Genomic DNA, 22,897 nt, shown 5'->3' on the forward strand with positions numbered 1-22,897 from the left:
CATCCACAGACCGCCGATTCCGAGAGCTCATCGGGGCCGACAGGGCATCCCCACCTTCTAGGTTCGGGGCATGCCCGTCGGCCTTTTCTCGTTCCTCCAGCGTGAGCGCGCGCGTCCGCACCGCTCGCGCTCCTCTGCGGGTGCCTCGCTGCAGCCCACGCTCCCCGACCGATTCGTCGAACTCCTCCGCCCCGGCTGGTCGCGCATCGTCCGGGCCCGGCGGATCGCGGCCGGACTGCTCGCCGCGCTGGCAGTGATCCTCGCGGTGCGCGGCGACCCCGACAGCGATCGCGTGGGAGTCGTCGTCGCGGCGAGAGATCTCGCGCCCGGGCACACCCTCACCGCAGACGACGTCGCTCACGTGGATCGCGATCGATCCGCTCTCGTCGCCGGGACGCTACGCGAGGTCGACGACGCCGTGGGCCACATCCTCGCCGGTCCTGTGCCGGCCGGTGAACCGCTCGTCGACACCCGCCTCCTCGGCCCGCGCCTCGCCGCAGTGGCCACCGGATTCGCCGACGCACGCGTGGTGCCCATCCGGCTCGCCGATGCCGGCGTGAGCGAACTGCTCCGTGAGGGCGACCGCGTCGACGTCCTCACCGTCACGGACAGCGCCGACGGCCCCTTACCCGGCGCGCACGTCCTCGCCCGGGGTGCGGTGGTGGTACTGGCCGAATCCGGCGGTTCGGCGCGGGATCGGAACGAGCGGGTCGTGCTGGTCGCGCTGGAACCCGAACCCGCCACGACGGTCGCGGCGGCGTCGCTCGTCAGTGCCCTGACCGTGACGCTCCACTGAGCATCTCGTTCGTTTTCCCAGCGCAATCCCCTCGGGGAACCGACCTGGCGGTTTATCGTGTGGACGTCCGTGTGACCCACCTCATGTGCGCGGCTCCGGCGGACAGGCCGCGAGAAGGAGCACACCATGCTGAAGGGCTTCAAGGACTTCATATTGAGGGGCAACGTCCTCGATCTCGCCGTCGCGGTCGTGGTCGGTGCCGCGTTCACCGCCATCGTCACGGCCTTCACCCAGTACATCATCGAGCCGCTCGTCAGCGCGATCGGCGGCGACAACGAGATGGGCTGGGGCTTCGAGATCGTGAGCGGCAACCCGGAAACCTTCGTCGACATCGGCGCGGTGATCTCCGCGATCATCAACTTCATCATCATCGCCGCGGTCGTGTACTTCGTGCTCATCGTCCCGGCCAACACGGCGAAGAAGAAGTTCGTCACCGAGCCGGAGGACAAGCAGGCCAGTGCCGAGGACCTGCTCATCCAGATCCGCGACATCCTCGAGGCACAGGCCGGTCAGGCAACTCAGGGCGCTCACGCCAAGCCCACCCCGGGCATCGAGTAGGTGCACGACGACGAAAAAGACCGGGCCCGCTCGAGATTCGAGCGAGCCCGGTCTTGTAGTGCTGTGTTCGGCGTGAGCCGGACGTCTACTTAGACGGTCCAGGGAGCGCCGTAGGTGGTGACGTTGTCGCCGTTGGCCGTGATGGCGCGGACGAACGGACGGACCTGGACAGCGCCGAGGACGCCGGAGGCGGTGCCGTGGACGTTCGAGAACTGAACGGTCTTGAAATCACCGTCGAACTCGCCCTCAGCGACGACGAGCTCCTCGATACCCGGAGCCGGGGTCAGCTCGAGCTCGGCGTAGGCCTGCGGGAGGATGTCGGTGACCTTGGCCGTGACATCGCCGCTGAGCTTGGCGTCCACACCGAGACCGGGGGTTGAGTAGGTGACGCCGATGGCACCGTCGATGCTGCCGGCCCATGCGAACTGGTAACCGAACTGGAAGGTCGTGCCCTCGGCGTCGGCAGCGCCCTCACCGATCAGGTTGGCCGTGCCACGGCCGTTGTGGAAGAACTCGCGGTTGAACGGGCTGCCACCGAGAGCCGGAACACCCTGGATGAAGGTGTCCTCCTGGGTCACGACGACCTCGAGGCCGTCGGAAACGATGCGGTTCTGGTCGTTGACCTCGGCCGAAGCGGCACCCGAGGCACCGAGGACCAGGCCGAAGACGGCGGCACCGGCGACGGCGGCGTTACGAGCGGCCTTGAAGCCACGCGACTTGATTCCCATGATTACTCCGTTGGTGGTGGTGGGGACTTCTTGCGGGATGGCGCGGAGCAGGACTAGAGGGTCCAGACCTGGCCGTAGGTGGTGACGTTGTCGCCGTTGTCGGTGATCACGCGGACGAACGGGCGGAGGGAGACCGGGCCGATGACACCGGTTGCAGCACCGTGGACGTTGGCGATCTGGACTTCCTTGAAATCGCCATTGAATTCGCCCTCGGCGACGATGATCTCTTCGATGCCCGGCGCCTGACTCAATTCAATGCCAGCCGTGACCTGGGGGAGGATGCTTCCGACGTAGGTATCGGTTGTCTGGTGCTCGTACTCCCCGCCACCTTCAATCACTGTGTACAGCTTGTCGCCGTCCGGGGTGCCGTCAACAGTGGCCTGAATCTCCTTAGGGAGGTCAGAACCCTCGGTGTACTGAGGATTCGGGATCATAACCGGTTCAACCCGGTCCGAGTACCCGAAGCCCACATCCGTACCGAGATCCGGGGAGGTCCAGTTGAAGCCGATCGCACCGTCGACGGATGCGGTCCACGCGACCTGGTAGCCGAACTGGAAGGTCGAGCCTTCGAAGTCCGCCGCCTCGGGGCCGACGATGTTGGCGATGCCGCGGCCGTTGTGGAACCACTCACGGCTCAGCGGACTGCCGCCGATCGGGGGCACACCGTTGATGAAGGTGTCCTCCTGCGTAACGATGACCTCGTGGCCGTTGGAGACGATCCGGTTCTGGTCGTTGACCTCGGCACCTGCGGCGCCGGCCGATCCGAGAACCAGACCGGCCACAGCAGCTGCCGCCACCGTGGCGTTGCGGGCGGCCCTAAAGCCACGTCGCGTCTGAATCTTCATGAATGCCTCATCCGTTCTCTGCGTGCCGGGTTGCGCACCGCGTCCGACAACAAGTGGTCGCCCTGTCGCCCGCGGGCCGCTGTCCACAGCGAACACACCGGCGGATCAGCCGCCGGTGTGTCGGTACGTCCATCGTCCGCACGGTTTTGCTTTACCGATTCGTGACCGAGCCCAGGCTGTGAAGCCTGGGCTCGACCGGTTTGAACCTGAGAGGGAGATTAGACCGTGACCATTCCTAGAGCAACGGCTAGCTTTCGTAACGCTCCGGTATAGAAGGCCGGCTGATCAGGCGCCGATCGCCTTTCAGGGACTCGCAAATCGGGCGCCCGCTCGCCCCGAAGCCGTAACTTCGATTCACACGAAAAGGGTGCGCCACACGGCGTATCCGCAGGTGAAGAGCGCATCCTTGTTGCACTCGTAGTGCATGGTCGAATGCCTCATGTGACCGGACACACAGATTCGAACCATCGCGAACGACCACACAGAGGTGAACGGATCATTGCGGCGACATTTCGTTGCGGTCGACAACAGGTTCGAACTCAGGTGAGGACAACCTCACTGAAGTGATACAGATCACTAACCAGAGTGGTGTGGAGGGACCTGCCGACGCAGCCACTCGTCCGAGTCGCCGCCCCCGGCGTCACTCTCGCCCCGTTCGTCGCGTGTCGTCTCGGGAAGAACATCACCGAAGATGCGCGCCAGCCGCGCCCGGTCGATCCGGGCACGGCTTTCACGCTTTGCTTCGGTCACCTCGTCGGGCTCCTGCGGGTCCGCAGGGTCGCCGGCCATGGCGTCACTCCTCCATCCAGGACAGCTCTTCGATGACGTGAGCCGCGAGAGGCAGCAGGGTCGCCATCCCGTCGCGGATGGCGGGACGCGACGACGCGAGGTTCACCACCAGCGTCGATCCGGAGACTCCCACGAGACCGCGGGAGAGGCCGGCGTCGACGGCACCCGACGCCAGACCCGACGAGCGCAGCGCCTCGGCGATGCCGCGGATCTCGTGATCGAGCACGTCCTCGGTCGCGTCGGGAGTCACGTCGCGCGGGGTGACACCGGTGCCACCGACGGAGATCACCAGGTCGACACCGCCGATCACCGCGGTGTTGAGTGCATTTCGGATCTCGACCTCGTCGGCCGCGACCGTCACGACACCGTCGACCGCGAAGCCACCTTCGACGAGAAGCTCCGTGACCAGCGGGCCCGCGGAGTCCGGACTGTCGCCGTGGGAGACGCGGTCGTCGACGACGACGACGAGCGCGCGGCCTTTTCTGGGAGCTTCGAGTTCCATGAGGTCCACGGTAGTTTGCGGGTCGAGAGCATGCGGCTCTTGTACCGAAATGTGAGCTATGTCCATGTCGTCCCTCATCGTCCGGCGGAATCTGCGGTGGTCACGACGTCGACGGTGTTCTCCTCACCGTCGGCCGTGCGGTAGGTGATCTTCACGGTCTCGCCGGGAGCGCGGGAGCGGATCGCGGCGATGAGCGAGTCGCCGTCGGTGATGACCCGCTCGTCGACGCGGACGATGAGCGCGTTGTTCGGGATGCCCGCACGATCGGCCGGCCCGTCGGGTACGACTTCCACGACGCGCGCGCCGTAGGCGTTGTCCCGGGACGGGACCTGGACACCGATGATCGAGTGCGTCGCCTGCCCGGTGTCGACGAGTTCCTGCGCGATGCGCCGGGCCTGCTCGACGGGGATCGCGAAGCCGAGGCCGATCGAGCCCGACTGTCCGCCGGCCGTGGCGATCGCGGTGTTGATGCCGACGAGGCGACCTTCCATGTCGACGAGCGCGCCACCGGAATTGCCCGGGTTGATCGCCGCGTCGGTCTGGATCGCGTCGATGACCGACGCCTGGTTGGCGGTGTCCCCGCTCGTGGAGACGGGACGGTTGAGGGCCGAGACGATGCCCGCCGTCACGGTGCTCTGGAGTCCGAGTGGCGAACCGACGGCCACGACCTCCTGGCCGACCGCCAGGTTCTCGGCGCTGCCGAGTTCGATAGGTGTGAGGTCGGTGCGACCTTCCGTCCGGATGACGGCGATGTCCGAGACCGCGTCCGCGCCGACGACCGTCGCCGGTGCGGTGGAACCGTCCGAGAAGTAGACCGTCAGGCGCGCGCCCTGCCCGCCGCCCGCCACGACGTGGTTGTTGGTGAGGATCAATCCGTCCGAGGACAGGACCACACCCGAACCCTCACCGGCACCCGTGCGACCGAGGACCTCGATCCGCACGACGCTCGGCACGACCCTGTCGGCGACGGCCTGCACACTGCCCTCGGGAGCGGCGGCGATCGTCTGTGTCTCGGGCCGCGGGGCGTCGAGGGAGTTGACGACCGGTCCGGACGAGTCGCGCATCGACCACGCGCCGACCGCGCCACCGATGCCGCCGCTCACCAGCGCCAGTGCGATGGCACCGACGACGAGGGCGGAACGGCCGGGCATGCGATTCGATGCCGTGTGATTCGGTGCTGGGTGATTCGGTGCTGGGTGATTCGATCCCGGCGCCGGCGGCGGAGGTGCCGGCTGCTGGGCGGCCTGCGCGTAAGGGTCGGTGTATCCACCGGGGCCGTACGGATGGGGTTGCGGTTGCGGTGCTCCCGCGCCGCGGGTGGGGTCCTCACTCATTCGTCACTTCGCCTTCGTCCGCCGGGGCCACCGGACGCATACGGGTCGACGTCGGCGTGCGGTGGCCGATCATGCGGGGGTGCGTCGAGCACCTCCGCGCTTCTTCGTCCAGCATGGACCGGGCAGCTGAGAGTCGCCTCAGAAGTACCCGCGATTTTGCTGTCGAATTCATCCGATCTCGGTGGGGTGCGTCTCTCCGTCGAGGGTCGGGGTGCCGGGCAACACGATGCGGATCAGCGCGCCACCACGATCCGACCGTTCGACGGCGATCGTCCCGCCGTGCTTCGTGACCATCTGTCGCACGATGGCCAGTCCCAGCCCGGATCCCGGCATCGACCGCGCGGTCGTCGCCCGGTAGAACCGCTCGAACACCAGTTCGCGTTCCTCCTCCGGGATCCCCGGGCCGGCGTCGTCGACGGTCAGTTCCATCAGGCCACTGGCGATCTGCCGCATGTTCACGACGACGTCCTCCCCGGCCGGGCTCCACTTGGCCGCGTTGTCGAGGACGTTGACCACCGCGCGGGTGAGTCCGGCCTGGTCGCCGAAGACGAACCACTGCTCGGTGGTCGCCCGGAACTCGATGTCGGTACGCCGTCGACGCGCGCGTTCGAGACTGCGGTCCACCACCTCGGCGACGTCGACGACCTCGAAGACCGTCTCCGGCGCCTCCTCACGGGCGAGGTCGACGAGATCACCGACGAGCGTCGACAATTCCTCGATCTGGCCGATGACGTCGGCCCGCAACTCGGCCATGTCCTCGTCGGGCAGGCTCGGTGCACCGGGACGGCTCGCCGCGATGAGCAGTTCCATGTTGGTCCGCAGTGAGGTCAGCGGTGTCTTCAGTTCGTGACCGGCGTCGGCGACCAGCCGGCTCTGCCGTTCCCGCGACTCGGCGAGCGCGCGCAGCATCATGTTGAAGCTCTCGGTGAGACGGGCGAGCTCGTCGTGGCCGGTCACCCGGATGGGCCGCAGGTCGTCGGTGCGGGCGACCCGCTCGGCGGCGGCGGTGAGCCGGGCGACGGGACGCAGACCGGTGCGGCCGACCGTCGCACCCACGGCGGCGGCGAGCACCACCCCGCACCCGCCGACGATGAACAGCACACTCGCCAGGCGGTTGAGGATCTCGACGGTGGGACGCAGTCGCTGCGCGATCACGACCGTGCTGCCGTCGGGCATGCGCTGGGCCAGTACGCGCTGCTGGGCGACGGTGCGAAGCGACGACTCACGGTCGCCCTCGGCCACCGCCAGTTCGGATTCGCCGATGGGGACCGACGAGCCCGGCGGCACGTACCTGCCGAGATCCGGGTAGATCAGGGCGACGCTGATGTCGGAGCTGTAGAGCTGGGCCCCGCCGATATAGCGCGGGTCGTAGGTGATGAGGGTGCTCGACTCGACGAGCGCGGCGGCCCGCGCCCGCAACTGGGTGTCGACCTCCGAGTACAACGCCCGCGAGACGACGGCGTAGGCCGCGATGGAGGTGACGGCGACGGCGAGCGCCACCGCGCCGGCCGCGAGGAGCGTGACGCGGGTGCGCAGCGGCACCGAACGGGTCAGAAGAAGAGGTGGTCGCATCGGGTCGCTCACGGCGGGGTTTCGCGCAGCACGTACCCGACGCCGCGCACCGTGTGGATCAGGCGCGGTTCTCCACCGGCCTCGGTCTTGCGTCGCAGGTACCCCACGTAGACCTCGAGGGCGTTGCCGGAGGTCGGGAAGTCGTAACCCCACACCTCCTCGAGGATGCGGCTGCGCGTGAGCACCCTCCGCGGGTTCGCCATGAGCATCTCCATCAAGGAGAACTCGGTGCGGGTGAGGCTGATCTGCCGGTCGCCGCGAGTGACCTCGCGGGTCGCGGGGTCAAGGCTGAGGTCGGCGAACCGCAGCACCTCGTCGGCGGACGAATCCGGGTCGGGCGCGGCACGACGCAGCAGCGCCCGCAGCCGCGCGAGCAGTTCCTCGAGCGCGAACGGTTTCGGCAGGTAGTCGTCGGCGCCCGCGTCGAGACCCGCAACCCGCTCCGAGACGGAGTCGCGCGCGGTGAGGACGAGGATCGGCAGGTCGTCGCCGGTGCTGCGCAGTCGGCGGCACACCTCGAGACCGTCGACGCGCGGCATCATCACGTCGAGCACCATCGCATCCGGACGCGACGCCGCGACCTGCTCGAGGGCGTCCTGCCCATCCGTCGCGAGGTCGACCGTGTATCCGTTGAAACTCAGTGACCGGCGCAGCGACTCCCGCACCGCACGGTCGTCGTCGACCACCAGAATGCGCATGATCACCATTGTGGCCTGCCCCTACTGAGAGCGCGCTGAGAACCCGCGGTGGCGGGCGGGCTCTACGACTCAGTCGGTCCGGGGATCGACCTCACCCCTGTGCACGGCCTCGACGAGCCTGCGGGGCACCTTCACTGTCGTTCCGTCGACCGTGACCGGCACGAGATCGGGGACCTTCGCCGTCCACTGCGACCGGCGATGACGGGTGTTCGAGCGGGACTTCCTGCGTTTGGGGACTGCCATGTCGTTCTCCTTCGATGTCGGGAGGTTCGGGGATCAGGGTCGGCGCCGGCCGTACTTGCGCTCGAACTTCTCGACGCGACCGGCGGTGTCGAGCAGGCGGGCGGCGCCCGTCCAGAACGGGTGCGAGTCGCTCGTGACATCGACGACGATCAGCGGGTAGGTACGGCCGTCCGACCAGACGGTCGTGCGTTCGGATGTCGCGGTGGAACGGGTCAGGAAGGTGGCGCCGGTGTTGGCGTCCCGGAAGACCACGGGGTGGTAGTCGGGATGCAGGGCCGGTTTCATCGGTGTTCCTCTCTCTCGTTGTCGCGGCGGTCTGCCGGGAGGTCGTCACATGGGTCTTCGTGGAATCGACCGAAGGCGTCGTGCCAGGTCGGCCACAGGTCGGGGCGGTCGAACTCGTCGTCGGTCACGACTGCCGCACGCAGGGTGCGGTCGATGAGATCCGGGTCGGCGTCGTGGACGAGGACGACGATGCTCGTGTCCCGGTCGCCGTAGCGTTCGTCCCAGCGCAGCGACGCCATCGCGCGGCGTTCCGCCGGGATCTCGCGCTGTTGCTCGGGAGTCATCGACACGAGCCACGGCCCGGCATGAGCGACCCGCAGTCCTCCACCGGCGGATTCGACGAGCAGCGCATTCTCGGGTTGGGTGGCGACCCACAGTCGCCCTCGGGCGCGCACGACGCCGTCGAGCAGCACGTCGATCGCGTGGTGGAGACGTTCCGGATGGAACGGCCGGTCGGCGGAGAACTCGACGAGGCGGATTCCGCAGTCGTCGTCGAGGGGCGGTTGACCTCGTAGGAGAGGCGAGTGCGCCCCGTCGATCGTCCCCCGACGGGCGGTGGCGGGTATCTCGCGGAGGAGCCGCTCGACGTCCGGTTCCCCCGCCCACGCGATCGGCGCGTCCGGGGCGAGTCGGGTGAGCACCGCGTGCAGGCGTGCCTGCTGCCAGCCGTCCGCTCCCGGAAGCACCACCAACGCATCGGCGAACTCGACCTGGCCGACGACGACCTGCGCCAGGGTGCGGTCGTCGTCGACACGCTCGTTCAGTTCGTCGTCGCCCGTCGCGTCCTCGAGCCAGGTCGCGGCGTCGAGGCAGGTCACGACGCCGTCCACTCGGACATCGAGGGACGCGGGTCCGTCGACACGACCGACGATCCCGCTCACCACGACATGTTCGACTGCCCAGCACAGTGCCTCGGGTTCGAGTTGCGGGTCGAGGTGCAGCACGATCCGGTCGACGCTGCTGTAGTCGCGCATGCGGCGCAGAAGCGGCAGCAGATCCTCGCGCAGCGTGCAGGAGACGCACCCGTGCGCGAGTTCGAGGATCTCGCTGCGCTCGCCCTCGACGGTGAGCACGGAGCGGCGGAGTACGCCCTGGTCGAGACCGGACAGGTCGTGGTGGACGACCGCGGTGCCCGGACGCAGGAGCGACCGCGCGACCTGCGCAGTCCGTCCGCGCCATCCGCAGACGATGACGAGCGGCGTCCTGGTGTCCACAGGACTCCTTTCGATAACGATTGTCATTAACGACATCTGAGCGTACAGTCGGCGAAGCACTTTGTCGAAAATGATTGTCGTTACCTACGAAAGGAGCCGACGTGTCGGCCACGTGCCAACTCACCGGACGGCGACCCGGTTTCGGGAGATCCGTATCGCACTCCCATGTCCGCACCAGCCGGCGGTGGAACCCGAACATCCAGCGCAGAACCTATTTCGTTCCCTCGCTCGGACGCCGGGTCACGCTGAACCTGTCCACCAAGGGCATCAAGATCGTCGACCGCGACGGCATCGAGAGCGTCGTCGCGCGTCTGCGTGCCCGCGGAGAGAAGTTCTGATGGCAGCACGCAGCGAGATCCGGCCCGTCGTCAAGCTTCGCTCGACCGCGGGAACCGGCTACACCTACGTCACCCGGAAGAACCGCCGGAACGATCCCGACCGTCTCGTCCTGCGCAAGTACGACCCCGTGCTGCGCAGACACGTCGACTTCCGGGAGGAGAAGTAGTCATGGCGAAGAAATCGAAGATCGCACGCAACGAGCAACGGAAGGCGCTCGTGGCCCGGTACGCCGAGCGCCGCGCGGAACTGAAGGAGGTCGTGCGCCGACCGTCGTCCTCGCCCGAGGAGCGCAGCGAAGCCCAGCGGGCACTGCAGCGTCTACCCCGCGACGCCAGTCCGGTACGATTGCGCAATCGAGACGCTGCGGACGGCCGCCCGCGCGGCCACCTGCGAAAGTTCGGGCTCTCACGAGTGCGTGTGCGTGAACTCGCCCACCGCGGGGAACTACCCGGCGTCCACAAGTCGAGCTGGTGAGGAGCGAGATATGGCAGTCAAGCGAGGACCGTCGAAGAAGTCGCGTGCCGTAGAGGGACGCAAGCCCAAGAAGAACCCCCTCTTCGCGGCGAAGATCGAGTACGTCGACTACAAGGACGTCAACCTGCTCCGCACCTTCATCTCCGACCGCGGCAAGATCCGCAGCCGTCGCGTCACGGGCCTGACCCCGCAGCAGCAGCGTCAGGTCGCCGTCGCGGTGAAGAACGCCCGCGAGATGGCTCTGCTCCCCTACGTCAGCAGCAAGTAGGTCGTAGCTTCCGACGCCGCCTCTCCCCATCGGGAGGGGCGGCGTCGTCATGTGTGCACCCGAGACCGACGTTGTTCGCGAAAATCTGCCGAGAACCGCAATCAACATCGGTCTCGACCCTCGCTTCGGTCCGATGACGGGGAGACGTCCCAGAGTCCTTAGACTAGGCAACCGTGTCGGGTGTGATCGCGGGGTTCAGTGTCATCTTCGTGATCATCGCCATCGGCTTCACGCTGGGGCGCCTGGGCACTCTCGGGCACGAGGCGCAGACGGTGCTCAGCCGGCTCGTCTTCTTCGTCGCCACCCCCGCGCTGCTGTTCGACGTGCTCGCGACGTCCGACCTGTCGGTGATCTTCTCGCCCAACCTCTACATCGCGGCGGCCACGGCGTTCGCCGTCGCGATCGTGCACTTCGTCGTCGCCAAGCTCTGGCTGCGACGTGCAGTTCCCGAGGCGACCATCGGCGCGCTGTGCGCCGGCTACGTCAACTCCGCGAACCTCGGCATCCCCATCGCCGTGTTCGTGCTCGGCGACGCGTCGTTCGTCGCGCCCCTGCTGTTGTTCCAGATCGTCGTGCTCTCCCCCATCGCACTGACGATGCTCGACCTGTCGACGATGCGCGCCGGGGTCTCGCGCCTCGACACCCTGCTCGCGCCGTTCAAGAACCCCATCGTCCTGGCCGCCGCGGCCGGACTCGCCATCGCGATCAGCGGATGGACGCCTCCCGAGGCGTTGCTGCAGCCGTTCCATCTGCTCGGCGGCGCGTCGGTTCCCGGTGCGCTGCTCGCGTTCGGCTTGTCGCTGCAGGGCGTCCGGGTGCTCGAGAAGGGGACGAGCCCGCGCCGCGACATCGCGCTCGCCTCGGTGCTCAAGATCCTCGCCCAGCCCGTGCTCGCGTATCTGATGGGGCGGTTCGTGTTCGGCCTCGACGGCCACGCGCTGTTCGCCGTCGTGGTGGTCGCCGCGCTGCCGACCGCGCAGAACGTCTTCGTCTACGCCAGTGCCTACGGGCGCGGCACGGTGCTCGCCCGCGACGCCGCGCTCGTCACCACCCTCGCCTCCATCCCTGCGATCGGCGTGACCGCCGCCCTGCTGGCGTGATGAACACGCGACACGGGAATACCGTGAGAACCATGCGTTCCGTCGTCCGTGCCTGCCGGGGAATCACCGTCCTCGCGATGTGCCTGCTCATCGCGGCCTGCGGGTCGAGTACATCGAGTACACCGGACGTCCCGGCACTGCCCGAGGAACCGGTTCCGGCAGGGGCGACGGCGTTCTCGCCGCGACCCGACATCGTCGACGCGCATCCGCTGACGATCCTGTCGTGGTCGCGGGTGAGCGACGACCGGATCGCCCTGCACTTCGAGACGGGCACCCCCGAGTGCTTCGGCGTCGACGCGACCGTCACCGAAACGGACGACGCGGTGACGGTGACGCTCCTCGGCGGCACGCTGCCGGAGATGCAGGACCGCATGTGCATCATGGTCGCCGTCGTCGGCACCCTCGAGGTCTCCTTGCAGTCGCCGCTCGGCGACCGGGTCGTGACGGCCGGCGCCTGACATATGCCGCATCCTCCGCGTCACTGGCTGCTGTACCTGTGCTTGTCCACGGCCCTGCTGCACGCGGCATTCCAGTCGATCCGCGTCCTGGTCTCCTACCGGATCCTCGCGCTCGGCGGTGACGCGACGACCATCGGTGCCGTCACGGCGCTCTACGCCATCGTCCCGCTGATCGCGGCGGTGCGGATGGGACGCGCCGTGGACCGCGGGCACGCGACCGCCATTCTCCGTTCGGGCATCGTCGTCACCACGGTCGGCGCCGGGTTGATCGCTCTCAGTTCGGGATTGCTGGTGCTCGCCGCCGGCAACGTCGTGCTCGGTCTCGGGCAGTTGCTCGTCACGGTGTCGGGGCAGGCGTTCGTGTCGATCCTGTCGCCGCCAGGCCGGCTGGATCGCGGGTTCGCCGGCCTCACGCTGGGTGTGTCGGTCGGGCAGGCCGTCGGTGTGCCTGTCTCCGGCGTGATCGCCGCGACCACCGGCGACGGCAACGGATCCGTCGAGACCACCGGCGCGTTGCTGGTCATGACGGTGGTTTCGCTGCTCTCCCTGCCGCTGGTGCTGGGGCTCCGCGAGCCGCCCGGCTCCGGTCGCACCGCGGAGGACGGCGCGCCGCAGTCGATCCTGTCGATGCTCGCGACGAAGGGCATGAAGCCCGCGATGTTGTCGAGCCTCGTGGTCCTCGCCTCGGTCGACCTCGTCGTGGCCTACCTGCCGTTGCTCGGTGAGCAGTTCGGGTTCGGTGTGCTGCTGGTGTCGATCCTGCTCACCGCCCGCACCGTGGCGTCGATCGTCTCGCGTGCCTTGCTGCCGTGGGCGCTGCGCCGGATTCCGCGCAGGTGGCTGCTCGTCTCCGCGACCGCCGGGACCATCGTGCCGGTCGCGCTGCTGCCGCTCGTGCCGAATCCCTGGGTCATCGGTGCGTTGCTCGCCGTGTGCGGAATGTTCTGGGGCGTCGGCCAACCCCTGACCATGACGTGGGTGGTCGAACTCGTCGCACCCTCCGACCGCGCGTCGGCGCTGGCCGTGCGGTTGACCGGCAACCGTCTCGGGCAGGTCGCGGTGCCCATGGTGGCCGGCGCGATCGCCGGGGTCGCCGGTGTCGCGTCGATCTTCTGGGTGACCGCTGCCCTGCTGTCCGCCGCCGCGACGACCACGTGGCGATCGGTGCGCCGCTGAGTGCTTACGACCGCCGACGGGCCCGCACGTAGTCGGCGACGACCGCTGCCCCGAGACCGTCGACGTCGGGCGCGACCACCCGCCCCCCGACGCGACGCGCCAGCACGTCGACGACCCGCGCGAGCCCCGGATCGCTGCCGAGCCGGAAGATCGTGACCTGGGCGCCGAGCCGCGCAATGTGGTCGAGTTCGCGCACCGTCAGCCCCAGAGTGCGTGCGCTCGGCGGGTAGTCGAAGGCCGCGAAGCCGTCCGGTTCGAGATGCGCGGTGGGTTCACCGTCGGTGACGACGAAGACCACCGGCTGCGCGTTGGGATGACGACGCAGATGACGACCCGCGAGCATCAGGGCGTGGTGCAGATTGGTGCCCTGCTCGTAGACGCCGTCGAGCCCGGCGAGTTCGGGCGCCGACACCACACGGGCATGCCGGCCGAACGCGATGAGCTGCAGTGCATCCCCGCGGAAGCGCGTGGACACGAGGTGGTTCAGCGCGAGGGCCGTGCGTTTCATCGGCACCCAGCGACCGTCCATGACCATCGAGAACGACGTGTCGACGAGCAGCGCGACCGCCGCCTGCGTCCGCTGTTCGGTCTCGATCACCTCGACGTCCTGCACCGACATCCGCACCGGCAGGCCGGGACTGCGCAGGGTCGCATTGGTGAGGGTCCGCACGACGTCCCACGGTTCGGTGTCGCCGAACTCCCACGTCTTCGAGGCGCCGGTGGGTTCGCCGAGCACACCCGCCCGCCGCGACTCGCGTTGCCCGGTGCGCGACGAGATGCGATTGACGACGTCGCGCAGGGCCGCTTCGCCGAGCCGGCGCATGGCCTTGGGCGACAGTCGCCACTGCCCGTCGGCACCCCGGTCGAAGAAGCCCTGCCGCTGCAGTTCCTTCTCGAGTTCGGCGAGAGTACGGGCATCGGCCGCGGCCTCGGGCCCGAGATGCCGGGCGAGCGCGTCGAGGTCGATGTCGTCGAGGGACGCCCCGGCGTACTGCTGCGACAGCTGCTCGGCGAGCTGGTCGAGTTCGGACAGCTCCTGCAGCGCCGAGGTGGCCTCACCGAGACCCATGCCCTGTTCGCCGCGCACCTGCTCGGAGCCGGTCCAGTCCTCGCCGGGACGCGCGGCACGCAGGTGACCGTCGAGACGGTCGAGCCGGCTCATCAGATCCGAGGATCCGAACGCCTGCTGCGCGAGCGCATCGAGTTCGTCGCGCTGCTCGGGGGTGAGCGAGTTGCGCAGCCGCTGCGCCGCCGCTGCCCGCTGTGCGAGGGAGTCGAGCAGTTCCTCCACGTTCTGTGGGTTCTCCGGGAAGAACTCACCGTGCTCGGACATGAACTGCTCGAAGTCCTCCTCGGTGTCCTCACCGCGGGAGTGCTTGTCGAGCAGCTCGTTGAGGTCGTCGAGCATCTCCGAGATGCGTTGCCGGTCCTCGTCGGTGGCCCGCTCGAGCGCCTGCTTCATCCCGGCGAAGCGCTGGTCGAGCATCTCTCGGCCGAGCAGGTCGCGGATCTTCTCGTAGTCCTGCCGGGCCTGCGCACTGCGCCAGTCGTAGTCGGCGAGTTCCTGCACGGCCTGCGCCGTCGACGGCGGCAGTTCCTCGATCCGCATCTCGGCGAACCGCGCGTCGTCGTCGAGGGCGCGGGCCAGTTCCTTGCGTTCCTCGAGCACGGCGCGGTCGAGGAGTTCGCGCACCTCGCGCAGGGTGCCGTCGAGGTTGGTGCGATCGAGCAGCTGACGCCGACGCCGGTTCGCCTGCGCGGCAAGCTTGTCGAGGCCACGCATGCCGTCCTGCCCGCGACGCAGCAACTCCCGCAGGGCGCGTTTGGGTGACGCGCCGGCCATGACGTCGTCGCCGATCGCGGCGAGCGCGTCGCGCAGGTCCACCGGTGGGGCGAGCGGATCGCCCCCGGTATACGGACCGTAGCGGGCCGACCTGCTCATCGGGAGTACACCGCCGAGCCGTCGTCGCCGGTGTCCTTGGCGATGCGCCGTGCCAGATACAGACCTTCGAGGGCGAGTTCCACTGCCGCGGCGCGGGTTCCGGTGTCGGTGGCACCGAGCCGTTCGGCAACGGCGTCGAGGACGGGCAGTTCGGGTAGTTCGTCGAGCAGCACCTTCGCGGTGATCCGCTCACCGGTGACCACCGGATCGCCCTGTTCGACGGCGGCGACCAGCGGCCCGAGGTCGACGCCCGCGAGCCGCGAGCGGGCGGTCTCGGCCGTGGCACGCCGGAGGAGGTGGTCGAGGATCTCGAATTCCCTTCCCTCCTCCCCGGATTCGAACTCGACCTTGCCGCGGAGCACCTCGACGACCGTGCCGAGGTCGACGGGACGCGCGACCGGATCGTCCTCACCGAGGACCGCACCGCGGTGCAGGGCCGCAGCCGAGACGGTCTCGGCACCGGCGACGGCGAACCGTGCCGAGACACCGGAACGTTGGTCGACGGAGGTCGATTCGCGCAGCAACCGCGTGAACCGGGCGAGGATCTCGAAGAGATAGTCGGGCACGCGGGACTGCAGGTGCGCTTCCTGCTCGATGACGGCGATTTCGTCCTCGAGCCGCGTCGGATAGTGCGTGCGGATCTCCGCGCCGAAACGGTCCTTGAGCGGGGTGATGATGCGACCGCGGTTCGTGTAGTCCTCGGGGTTCGCGCTCGCGACGAGCAACACGTCGAGAGGCAGACGCAGCGTGTAGCCGCGGACCTGGATGTCGCGCTCCTCCATGACGTTGAGCAGCGACACCTGGATGCGTTCGGCGAGATCGGGCAGTTCGTTGACGGCGACGATGCCGCGATGCGCGCGGGGCACGAGACCGAAGTGGATCGTCTCCGGGTCGCCGAGGCTGCGACCCTCCGCGACCTTCACGGGATCGACGTCGCCGACGAGGTCGGCGACCGAGGTGTCGGGCGTCGCGAGCTTCTCGGCGTACCGCTCGCTGCGGTGCCGCCACGCGACGGGCAGGTCGTCGCCGAGTTCGGCGGCACGACGGATCGACGCCGGGGTGATGGGCTCGTAGGGGTGCTCGCCGAGTTCGGAGCCGGCGATGACCGGGGTCCACTCGTCGAGCAGCAGCGGCAGGGTACGCAGCAGGCGCGTCTTGCCCTGGCCGCGTTCGCCGAGCAGGACCACGTCATGGCCGGCGATGAGGGCGCGTTCGAGTTGCGGGACGACGGTGTCCTCGAAACCGAGGATGCCGGGCCACGGATCGGTACCGTCGCGCAGCGCAGCGAGCAGGTTGTGCCGGATCTCGTCCTTGACGGACCGTTGCACGTGGCCGGAGGCGCGGAGCTCGCCGACCGTGGAGGGGCGCGGTGTGGGTGACGTCACCTCACCCAAGGTACGACCGAACCGCCGTTTCGGCATCCGCGATCCCGCGACGGTCCGCCTACACTCGCCGCATGGACACCTGGATCCTGGCGGCCCTGCTCGGGCTGGGGCTCGCGGCCGCCACCGGGCTGCGCACCTTCCTGCCGCTGCTGCTCCTGTCGGCCGCGGTCCACTTCGAACTCTTCGGGGTCGTCCTCAACGAATCGATGCAGTGGCTCGGGTCCACCTCGGCGCTCGTCGCCCTGACGATCGCCACCGCCGTGGAGGTCGTCGCCGACCTCGTGCCGATCGTGGACAACGCACTGTCCGCCCTCGGCACGGTGACCCGGCCGGTCGCGGGTGCGCTCGCTGCGTGGGCGGCCTTCGCGAGCCTCGATCCCGCGATGGCGGCACTCGCGGGCATCGTCATCGGCGCCCCGACCGCCCTGGCGGTGAGCACGGCGCAGACGGGCACGCGGGTCGCGAGCACGGCGACCACCGCCGGTTTCGGCAACCCGGTGCTGTCGATCGTCGAGAGCGTCACCTCGTTCGTCACGTCGCTGATCGCGTTGCTCGCTCCCCTGCTCGTCGTCCCGCTGCTGGCGCTGTTCGGATGGCTCGGCGTACGGGGCTACCGCCGGGTGCGCCGGGCCCGTTCGTCGCGCACGAAACCGACGCCACACCGCGGCGCCCTCGATACGGGTCGGTCCGGCGACTTCTGATAGACACATGACATGTCGGACACCGAGATCACCTTTTCCAGCGGCGACGTGACCCTGCACGGCAGCCTGCGGGTCCCCGTCTCCATGAGGGGTCCGGTGCCCGCCGTGCTGCTGCTCGCCGGCAGCGGTCCCACCGACCGCAACGGCGACAGCGCACTGCTCCCCGGATCGATCGGCACCCTGCGGCACCTCGCCGACGTGCTCGAACGCAAGGGCTTCGCGAGCCTGCGGTACGACAAGTTCGGCAGCGGCGTGACCGGGCTCGGCCCGTACAGCGTCGACGACGTCGCCGATCTCGGCTTCTCGACGTTCATCGACGGTGCCGCCGACGCGCTCGCCTTCCTCGGTTCGCAGCGCGGGGTCGACCCGGAGCGGCTCTACGTCGTCGGGCACAGCGAAGGCGCGCTGATCGCGCTGTCGCTCGCCCAGGACAACGACTCGATCGCCGGACTCGGCCTGCTCGAACCGCTCGCCGTGCGCCTGCTCGACCTGCTGACCGCCCAGATCGACGCACAGCTCGACGCCGTCGTCGCCGCGGGACAACTTCCCGTCCAGATCGCCGACGAACTGCGTGTCGCGCTCACCGGCGCGGTCGAGTCGCTCCGCGCCGACGGCACCCTCAGCGACACTCTCCCCGAGCCGCTGCGCAACGCCGGGCTCGTCCCCGCCAACGCGAAAGCACTCGCCGAGGAGGACGCGCTCGATCCGCGGATGCTCGCCGCACAGGTCGCCGGCGACCTGCCGGTGCTCACCGCGGTCTCGTCGAAGGACATCCAAGTGCGGGTCGAGGACGTCGACGCGCTCGACGCGGCACTCGTCCACACCCGCCTGACGTCGCTGCGCATGACACGCACCAACCACGTCCTCAAGGACATCGGCGACCAGCAGTCGACAGGCGCCGATTACGTCGCCGACCTGCCCTTCTCCGACGAGTTCACGTCCGGTTTCGAGGCCTGGATCGACAAGCTGAGGGGCTGAGCACCCGCCCCTACGCACGGACGACGCGGAAATAACAAATGTCCATTCCGCGTTGTTCGTGTATGGTCATCCGTTAACCAACTGGTTCACATGAGAAAGGTACGGTCCGATGCGATACAAGCACATGTACGTAGCCGATTGTTCCGTACCGTTTTCTCACTTCTTCTTCCACTTCGCGGCGGAGCGATCCCGAGAATAGAAGTCACACGACGACTCGTTCTCGGGCACTCGGGGCACATACGCCCCGGGTGCCCTTTCTCTATCCCCGACCGCGACCCGTACAAGATCACCTCGACAGGAGAAACACCATGAAACTGCGAATCGAATCCGGCGGCACCGTGTCGACCGAACTGCCCGACGACCTCACCGGTCACGCCATCACCATCGACCTGAGCCGGGTCGGCGGTACCGAGAGCGGCGCCGCCTCCGCGGATCTCATCCGCGAACTGCTCGACCGTGGCGCCGCCAAGCTGGTCATCTCCGAGGGCCGCGGCAAGCGCACCGTCGAACCCACCGCACACGACAACGGCACCCACGCGCACGCCGCCTGAGCGACGGTGCGCGCGGGTGCCGCGCGTGGTGTTCGTGACTAGTGCGCGAAGTGCCGTGCGCCGGTGAGGTACAGCGTCACGCCGGCCTCGCGAGCGGCCTCGATGACCTCGTTGTCGCGCACGGAGCCACCCGGCTGCACGATCGCCTTCACGCCGGCCTCGGTCAGCACCTGCAGACCGTCGGCGAACGGGAAGAAGGCATCCGACGCGGCCACCGACCCGGCGACACGATCGCCCGCACGGGTCACGGCGAGTCGCGCCGAGTCGACGCGGTTGACCTGACCCATGCCCACACCGACGGTCGCGCCGCCCGAGGCCAGCAGGATCGCGTTGGACTTCACGGCACGGCATGCGCGCCAGGCGAATTCGAGATCGCGCAGCGTGGCCTCGTCGGCGGCCTCGCCGCACGCGAGCTGCCAGTTGGCGGTGGAGTCGCCGTCCGCGGTGAGCACGTCGCGCTCCTGCAGGAGCAGTCCGCCGGAGATCTGACGGATCTCGACCGGAGCCGACTTCGGCGAATCGGCGCGCAGGATGCGGATGTTCTTCTTGCGGGAGAGCACGTCGACGGCGCCGTCGGCGTACGACGGGGCGATGATCACCTCGGTGAAGATCTCGGCGACCTGCTCGGCCATCTCGACGCTCACCTCACGGTTCGCGGCGATGACGCCACCGAAGGCCGAGACCGGGTCGCACTCGTGCGCGTTGCGGTGCGCGGTGGCGATGTCGTCGGCGATCGCGATGCCGCACGGATTGGCGTGCTTGATGATCGCGACACACGGCTCGCTGTGGTCGTGCGCGGCGCGCCAAGCGGCGTCGGCGTCCTGGTAGTTGTTGTAGGACATCTCCTTGCCGTGGAACTGCTCGGCCTGCGCGAGCCCCGGCTCGCCCGCCTCGTTCACGTACAGGGCCGCGGCCTGGTGCGGGTTCTCGCCGTAGCGAAGGACGTTCGCGCGGGTCCAGGTCGCGCCGGTCCACGCCGGGAACTGCGACTCGTCGCCCTCGGGCGCCGCATAGCCGCTGTTCATCCAGCTCGCGACGGCGACGTCGTAGGCGGCGGTGTGCTGGAACGCCTGCGCGGCAAGACGCTTGCGCTGCTCGAGGGTGAAACCGCCACCCTCGACGGCGGCGAGCACGTCACCGTAGGCGGCCGGGTCGACGACGACCGCGACGGACGGGTGGTTCTTCGCCGCGGCACGCACCATCGACGGGCCACCGATGTCGATCTGCTCGACGCACTCGTCGGGGCTCGCACCCGAGGCGACCGTCTGCGTGAACGGGTAGAGGTTCACGACGACGAGCTCGAACGTCTCGATGCCCAGATCGGCGATCTGGTCGAGGTGGTCCTGCTTGCGGGTGTCGGCGAGGATGCCGGCGTGCACGCGCGGGTGCAGGGTCTTCACCCGGCCCTCGAGGCACTCGGGGAAGCCGGTCAGTTCCTCGACCTTCGTCACCGGCACGCCTGCGTCGGCGATGGTCTTGGCCGTGGAGCCGGTCGAGACCAGCTCGACACCTGCCGCGTGGAGCCCTGTCGCCAGCTCCACCAGCCCGCTCTTGTCGTACACGCTGACCAGCGCGCGGCGCACAGTCTTACGTTCGGTCACCGGGGATCACGGCCTTTCGTCCATCGGAAACAACTCCACGGGTGGCGACGGCGGCGACCATCTCGGCCAGCAGCCGTCGCTCCACAACCTTGATGCGCTCGTGCAGGGTGTCCTCGTCGTCGTCGTCGAGCACCTGCACGGCTTCCTGCGCGAGGATCGGGCCTGTGTCGACGCCCCCGTCGACGAGATGCACCGTCGAACCGGTGATCTTGACGCCGTAGGCAAGGGCGTCGGCAACGGCGTGCGCGCCGGGGAACGACGGCAGTAGCGCGGGATGAGTGTTGATGATGCGGCCGGCGAACCGCTCGAGGAAGGCCGAACCCAGGATCTTCATGAAGCCCGCGGACACCACGAGGTCGGGTTCGTGGGCGGCGACCGCGTCGGTCAGCGCGCGGTCCCACGAAGTGCGGTCCTCGAAGTCGCGCAATGCGACGCGGAACGACGGGATGCCTTCGTCGGCGGCGTGCCCTTCGGCGGGACATTGGCGATCGACACCGACAGCGACGACCGTCGCGGGATATCCGTCGGTCCGGGTGGCGTCGAGCAGCGAACGCAAGAGGCTGCCCGTGCCCGAGGCGAGGACGACGAGCCGCGCCGGCGCGGTGGGCGGCAGCTGGTCACGCGAGGCAGTCAGGGTCCACTCCTGTGAAGTCGAGGTGGGTCGGCCGATCGACCGGCCGTAGGAGAGCCTAGTCGGCGCCCTTTTCGGCCTTGTTCGCGACCTCCTCGTCGGGCTCGCCCTCGTCCTCGGCGTCATCCTCGTCGACCACCTCGACCACCTCGGCGTCGATGACGTCGTCGGCGTCCGCATCGTCCTCGAGGCTCTCCGCGTCGTCCTCGGCAGCCTCGTCCTCCTCGACTGCGGCGGCTTCGTCCCCGTCGACTTCTGCGACCTCGCGCTCGGCGGCGGTGGTGTCCTCGACCGAGGATTCCTCCTCGTCGGTGGCATCCGCGTCATCGGCGTCCTCTGCCGCAGGGGCCTCGAGTGCCGGGGTCTCGCCCTCGGGCGCCTCGAGTTCTGTGTCGGCTCCTGCATCAGCGGTGTCGTCGGCCTCGGTCGCGTCGGCCGCGTCCGCCGCGTCCTCCGGGGTCTCCTCGGCCACCTCGGTGTCGGCGCGCAATGCCGCCGCGGCCAGTCGACCTTCGCGCCATACGAGCAGCTGGGCCGTGATGATGCCGAGCAGGCCACACCAGGCGAAGACGAGGATTCCGGCAAGCCACCAGTTGGCGCCGACCGTGCCGAAGACGCCGAGCGGGCCGCCCGCGACCCAGGTCGCCAGCGCCGTGACGAGTCCGGCGCCCGCTGCGGCAGCGAGCACCGTCCATGAAGCGTCGGCGCTGCCCACCGGGGCACCGTCGGCCTTCGCCTGCAGGGTTCGCTGCGCGGCGAAACGTCCGAGCAGCGCACCGATCGTCGCCGGAACGGCCAGCAGCACCGGCCAGAACGCTGCGGCCGGGCCCGAGGGGACCGCCGCGAGCACCGGCAGCGCCGGGAGGTCACCGCCCGTCGCCTCGAACAGGCTCAGGTGGATGTCGCCGAAGTGCACGGTGCTGCCCGCCAGGACGGCCGCGGCACCGATGATGACGTTGGGCAGGTACAGGATCGACATCACCGTCAGACCCAGCACACCGGTCCAGTGGTCCCCGCGCGCGAGCAGTTCACCGACGACGTTCCACGACCACAGCAGTCCGGCGACGACCACCACCCCGCCGAGGGCGAACATCCCCAGCAGCACCCGCAGTGCCGGACGGAAGGCGAGCACGAGCCAATCGGGCGCCGAGTAGTAGCGCACCAGCGGCTTCCACACACGGGAGCCGATGCCGATGAGGGCCGCGACGAGGTAGATGCCGGTAACCCACGTGAGCGCGGCAGCTGCATTCGGAGGCGTCACCGGCAGCACGCTCGCCGCATCCTGCAGCACGATCAGCGACGCCGCGGTCACGAGCAGCGGGCCGGCGAGGACGGCGACGGTGATGCGCGAGACGTCCTGACGATCGAGGGCGTACCCACTGTTCTCGACGAGCGCGTCGGCCGCGGACGCGCATCCCCGCGCCGCCTGCCACACCAGAACCGCGGTGGGCAGCAGCGGCAGCACGCCGAGCGACGTGCCGTCGATCGTGAGCGTCACCTGGTGCAGTGCGAGCCACGTGCCGGCGATCGCGGCGTAGATGCCGGTGAGATCGCTGTTGGCGACGACCATCGTCGTCACCACGATGGTGGCCACGACGGCGAGCGTCACCGCCGGAACGCGGGCCGCAGTACCGAGCAGGATGCGGAACCGCTCCGGGTCCAGGCTGTCGTCGTCGGTGGGAACGTGCCGGGTGGACCGGCCGAGCGTCGAAGTCATCGGTTCGAGAGT

Annotated in this window: 27 protein-coding genes; 12 read left to right on the top strand and 15 right to left on the bottom strand. The window is 68.9% G+C overall.

What is annotated here, in order from left to right; genetic code table 11:
* Positions 1-70 precede the first annotated feature (70 nt).
* Positions 71-796 (top strand): SAF domain-containing protein, encoded by a 726-nt coding sequence (locus ACNJ7K_RS03765; protein WP_487041226.1) that lies wholly within the window; start codon positions 71-73, stop codon positions 794-796.
* Between the two features lie 126 nt (positions 797-922).
* Positions 923-1,354: a large-conductance mechanosensitive channel protein MscL gene (gene mscL, locus ACNJ7K_RS03770; protein ID WP_277371095.1), complete on the top strand. Its 432-nt coding sequence runs from the start codon at positions 923-925 to the stop codon at positions 1,352-1,354.
* An 89-nt stretch (positions 1,355-1,443) separates the two neighbouring features.
* Here the strand turns inward: mscL and ACNJ7K_RS03775 are convergent, their stop codons facing one another.
* From ACNJ7K_RS03775 to mrf, 10 genes are all read right to left on the bottom strand, one after another.
* Positions 1,444-2,082: an MspA family porin gene (locus ACNJ7K_RS03775; RefSeq protein WP_229567376.1), complete on the bottom strand. Its 639-nt coding sequence runs from the start codon at positions 2,080-2,082 to the stop codon at positions 1,444-1,446.
* Positions 2,083-2,135: 53 nt separating this feature from the next.
* Positions 2,136-2,927 carry an MspA family porin gene (locus tag ACNJ7K_RS03780; protein WP_487041227.1) on the bottom strand — a complete coding sequence of 264 codons (792 nt, stop codon included), beginning with the start codon at positions 2,925-2,927 and terminating at the stop codon, positions 2,136-2,138.
* Between the two features lie 576 nt (positions 2,928-3,503).
* Entirely contained in the window at positions 3,504-3,716 is a 213-nt protein-coding gene (locus ACNJ7K_RS03785; protein WP_487041228.1) for a hypothetical protein, read from the bottom strand.
* Between the two features lie 4 nt (positions 3,717-3,720).
* Positions 3,721-4,218, bottom strand: coding sequence for a MogA/MoaB family molybdenum cofactor biosynthesis protein (locus tag ACNJ7K_RS03790; protein ID WP_006553786.1), 498 nt, complete (start codon positions 4,216-4,218; stop codon positions 3,721-3,723).
* Positions 4,219-4,292: 74 nt separating this feature from the next.
* On the bottom strand, positions 4,293-5,552 hold the full coding sequence (locus ACNJ7K_RS03795) for a S1C family serine protease (RefSeq protein WP_487041229.1): 1,260 nt from the start codon (positions 5,550-5,552) through the stop codon (positions 4,293-4,295).
* 168 nt (positions 5,553-5,720) lie between these two features.
* Positions 5,721-7,124, bottom strand: a complete 1,404-nt coding sequence (locus tag ACNJ7K_RS03800) for a HAMP domain-containing sensor histidine kinase (RefSeq protein WP_159419025.1) — start codon at positions 7,122-7,124, stop codon at positions 5,721-5,723.
* An 8-nt stretch (positions 7,125-7,132) separates the two neighbouring features.
* Complete coding sequence (locus ACNJ7K_RS03805; protein WP_088899223.1) at positions 7,133-7,822, bottom strand: response regulator transcription factor; 690 nt, start codon at positions 7,820-7,822, stop codon at positions 7,133-7,135.
* 69 nt (positions 7,823-7,891) lie between these two features.
* On the bottom strand, positions 7,892-8,065 hold the full coding sequence (gene rpmF / locus ACNJ7K_RS03810; RefSeq protein WP_016694296.1) for a 50S ribosomal protein L32: 174 nt from the start codon (positions 8,063-8,065) through the stop codon (positions 7,892-7,894).
* Positions 8,066-8,098: 33 nt separating this feature from the next.
* On the bottom strand, positions 8,099-8,350 hold the full coding sequence (locus tag ACNJ7K_RS03815; RefSeq protein ID WP_088899221.1) for a type B 50S ribosomal protein L31: 252 nt from the start codon (positions 8,348-8,350) through the stop codon (positions 8,099-8,101).
* Positions 8,347-9,564 carry a ribosome hibernation factor-recruiting GTPase MRF gene (gene mrf / locus ACNJ7K_RS03820; protein WP_487041230.1) on the bottom strand — a complete coding sequence of 406 codons (1,218 nt, stop codon included), beginning with the start codon at positions 9,562-9,564 and terminating at the stop codon, positions 8,347-8,349. Before mrf ends, ACNJ7K_RS03815 begins: the two co-directional genes overlap by 4 nt.
* Before the next feature lie 101 nt (positions 9,565-9,665).
* Here mrf and rpmB point away from each other — a divergent pair, with 101 nt between their 5' ends.
* The 7 genes from rpmB (at position 9,666) to ACNJ7K_RS03855 (ending at position 13,379) form a co-directional block, all read left to right on the top strand.
* On the top strand, positions 9,666-9,902 hold the full coding sequence (gene rpmB / locus ACNJ7K_RS03825; RefSeq protein WP_159416487.1) for a 50S ribosomal protein L28: 237 nt from the start codon (positions 9,666-9,668) through the stop codon (positions 9,900-9,902).
* Positions 9,902-10,069 carry a 50S ribosomal protein L33 gene (rpmG, locus tag ACNJ7K_RS03830; protein WP_006553778.1) on the top strand — a complete coding sequence of 56 codons (168 nt, stop codon included), beginning with the start codon at positions 9,902-9,904 and terminating at the stop codon, positions 10,067-10,069. The genes rpmB and rpmG overlap by 1 nt, the downstream gene beginning before the upstream one ends.
* A 2-nt stretch (positions 10,070-10,071) precedes the next feature.
* On the top strand, positions 10,072-10,377 hold the full coding sequence (gene rpsN / locus ACNJ7K_RS03835) for a 30S ribosomal protein S14 (protein WP_487041231.1): 306 nt from the start codon (positions 10,072-10,074) through the stop codon (positions 10,375-10,377).
* Positions 10,378-10,387: 10 nt separating this feature from the next.
* Positions 10,388-10,645, top strand: coding sequence for a 30S ribosomal protein S18 (gene rpsR / locus ACNJ7K_RS03840; RefSeq protein ID WP_006553776.1), 258 nt, complete (start codon positions 10,388-10,390; stop codon positions 10,643-10,645).
* A 173-nt stretch (positions 10,646-10,818) separates the two neighbouring features.
* Positions 10,819-11,745 carry an AEC family transporter gene (locus ACNJ7K_RS03845; protein ID WP_026061586.1) on the top strand — a complete coding sequence of 309 codons (927 nt, stop codon included), beginning with the start codon at positions 10,819-10,821 and terminating at the stop codon, positions 11,743-11,745.
* A gap of 32 nt (positions 11,746-11,777) precedes the next feature.
* Positions 11,778-12,203, top strand: a complete 426-nt coding sequence (locus tag ACNJ7K_RS03850; protein ID WP_487041232.1) for a hypothetical protein — start codon at positions 11,778-11,780, stop codon at positions 12,201-12,203.
* A gap of 3 nt (positions 12,204-12,206) precedes the next feature.
* Positions 12,207-13,379 (top strand): MFS transporter, encoded by a 1,173-nt coding sequence (locus ACNJ7K_RS03855; RefSeq protein WP_487041233.1) that lies wholly within the window; start codon positions 12,207-12,209, stop codon positions 13,377-13,379.
* A 4-nt stretch (positions 13,380-13,383) separates the two neighbouring features.
* On the opposite strand, the gene ACNJ7K_RS03860 is transcribed toward ACNJ7K_RS03855, so the two are convergent.
* Complete coding sequence (locus tag ACNJ7K_RS03860) at positions 13,384-15,321, bottom strand: vWA domain-containing protein (protein WP_487041234.1); 1,938 nt, start codon at positions 15,319-15,321, stop codon at positions 13,384-13,386.
* Positions 15,318-16,706 carry an ATP-binding protein gene (locus tag ACNJ7K_RS03865; RefSeq protein ID WP_088899247.1) on the bottom strand — a complete coding sequence of 463 codons (1,389 nt, stop codon included), beginning with the start codon at positions 16,704-16,706 and terminating at the stop codon, positions 15,318-15,320. Before ACNJ7K_RS03865 ends, ACNJ7K_RS03860 begins: the two co-directional genes overlap by 4 nt.
* Before the next feature lie 71 nt (positions 16,707-16,777).
* Here ACNJ7K_RS03865 and ACNJ7K_RS03870 point away from each other — a divergent pair, with 71 nt between their 5' ends.
* The 3 genes from ACNJ7K_RS03870 to ACNJ7K_RS03880 all read left to right on the top strand — a co-directional run bounded on the left by ACNJ7K_RS03870 (position 16,778) and on the right by ACNJ7K_RS03880 (position 18,936).
* Positions 16,778-17,407, top strand: a complete 630-nt coding sequence (locus ACNJ7K_RS03870; RefSeq protein ID WP_487041235.1) for a DUF4126 domain-containing protein — start codon at positions 16,778-16,780, stop codon at positions 17,405-17,407.
* Between the two features lie 12 nt (positions 17,408-17,419).
* Positions 17,420-18,385 (top strand): alpha/beta hydrolase, encoded by a 966-nt coding sequence (locus ACNJ7K_RS03875; RefSeq protein WP_230791935.1) that lies wholly within the window; start codon positions 17,420-17,422, stop codon positions 18,383-18,385.
* Positions 18,386-18,693: 308 nt separating this feature from the next.
* Complete coding sequence (locus ACNJ7K_RS03880) at positions 18,694-18,936, top strand: hypothetical protein (protein WP_006553768.1); 243 nt, start codon at positions 18,694-18,696, stop codon at positions 18,934-18,936.
* 38 nt (positions 18,937-18,974) lie between these two features.
* Here ACNJ7K_RS03880 and purH read toward each other — a convergent pair whose 3' ends face one another.
* The 3 genes from purH to ACNJ7K_RS03895 are packed head-to-tail and all read right to left on the bottom strand — an operon-like array spanning position 18,975 to position 22,885.
* Positions 18,975-20,537 (bottom strand): bifunctional phosphoribosylaminoimidazolecarboxamide formyltransferase/IMP cyclohydrolase, encoded by a 1,563-nt coding sequence (purH, locus tag ACNJ7K_RS03885; RefSeq protein WP_159416492.1) that lies wholly within the window; start codon positions 20,535-20,537, stop codon positions 18,975-18,977.
* Positions 20,524-21,171, bottom strand: coding sequence for a phosphoribosylglycinamide formyltransferase (purN, locus tag ACNJ7K_RS03890; RefSeq protein ID WP_225623810.1), 648 nt, complete (start codon positions 21,169-21,171; stop codon positions 20,524-20,526). The genes purH and purN overlap by 14 nt, the downstream gene beginning before the upstream one ends.
* Positions 21,172-21,226: 55 nt before the next feature.
* Positions 21,227-22,885, bottom strand: coding sequence for a cell division protein PerM (locus ACNJ7K_RS03895; protein WP_487041236.1), 1,659 nt, complete (start codon positions 22,883-22,885; stop codon positions 21,227-21,229).
* Positions 22,886-22,897: the final 12 nt, after the last annotated feature.

It is taken from the genome of Rhodococcus shunpengi (assembly GCF_048381395.1).
Classification (GTDB): domain Bacteria; phylum Actinomycetota; class Actinomycetes; order Mycobacteriales; family Mycobacteriaceae; genus Rhodococcus.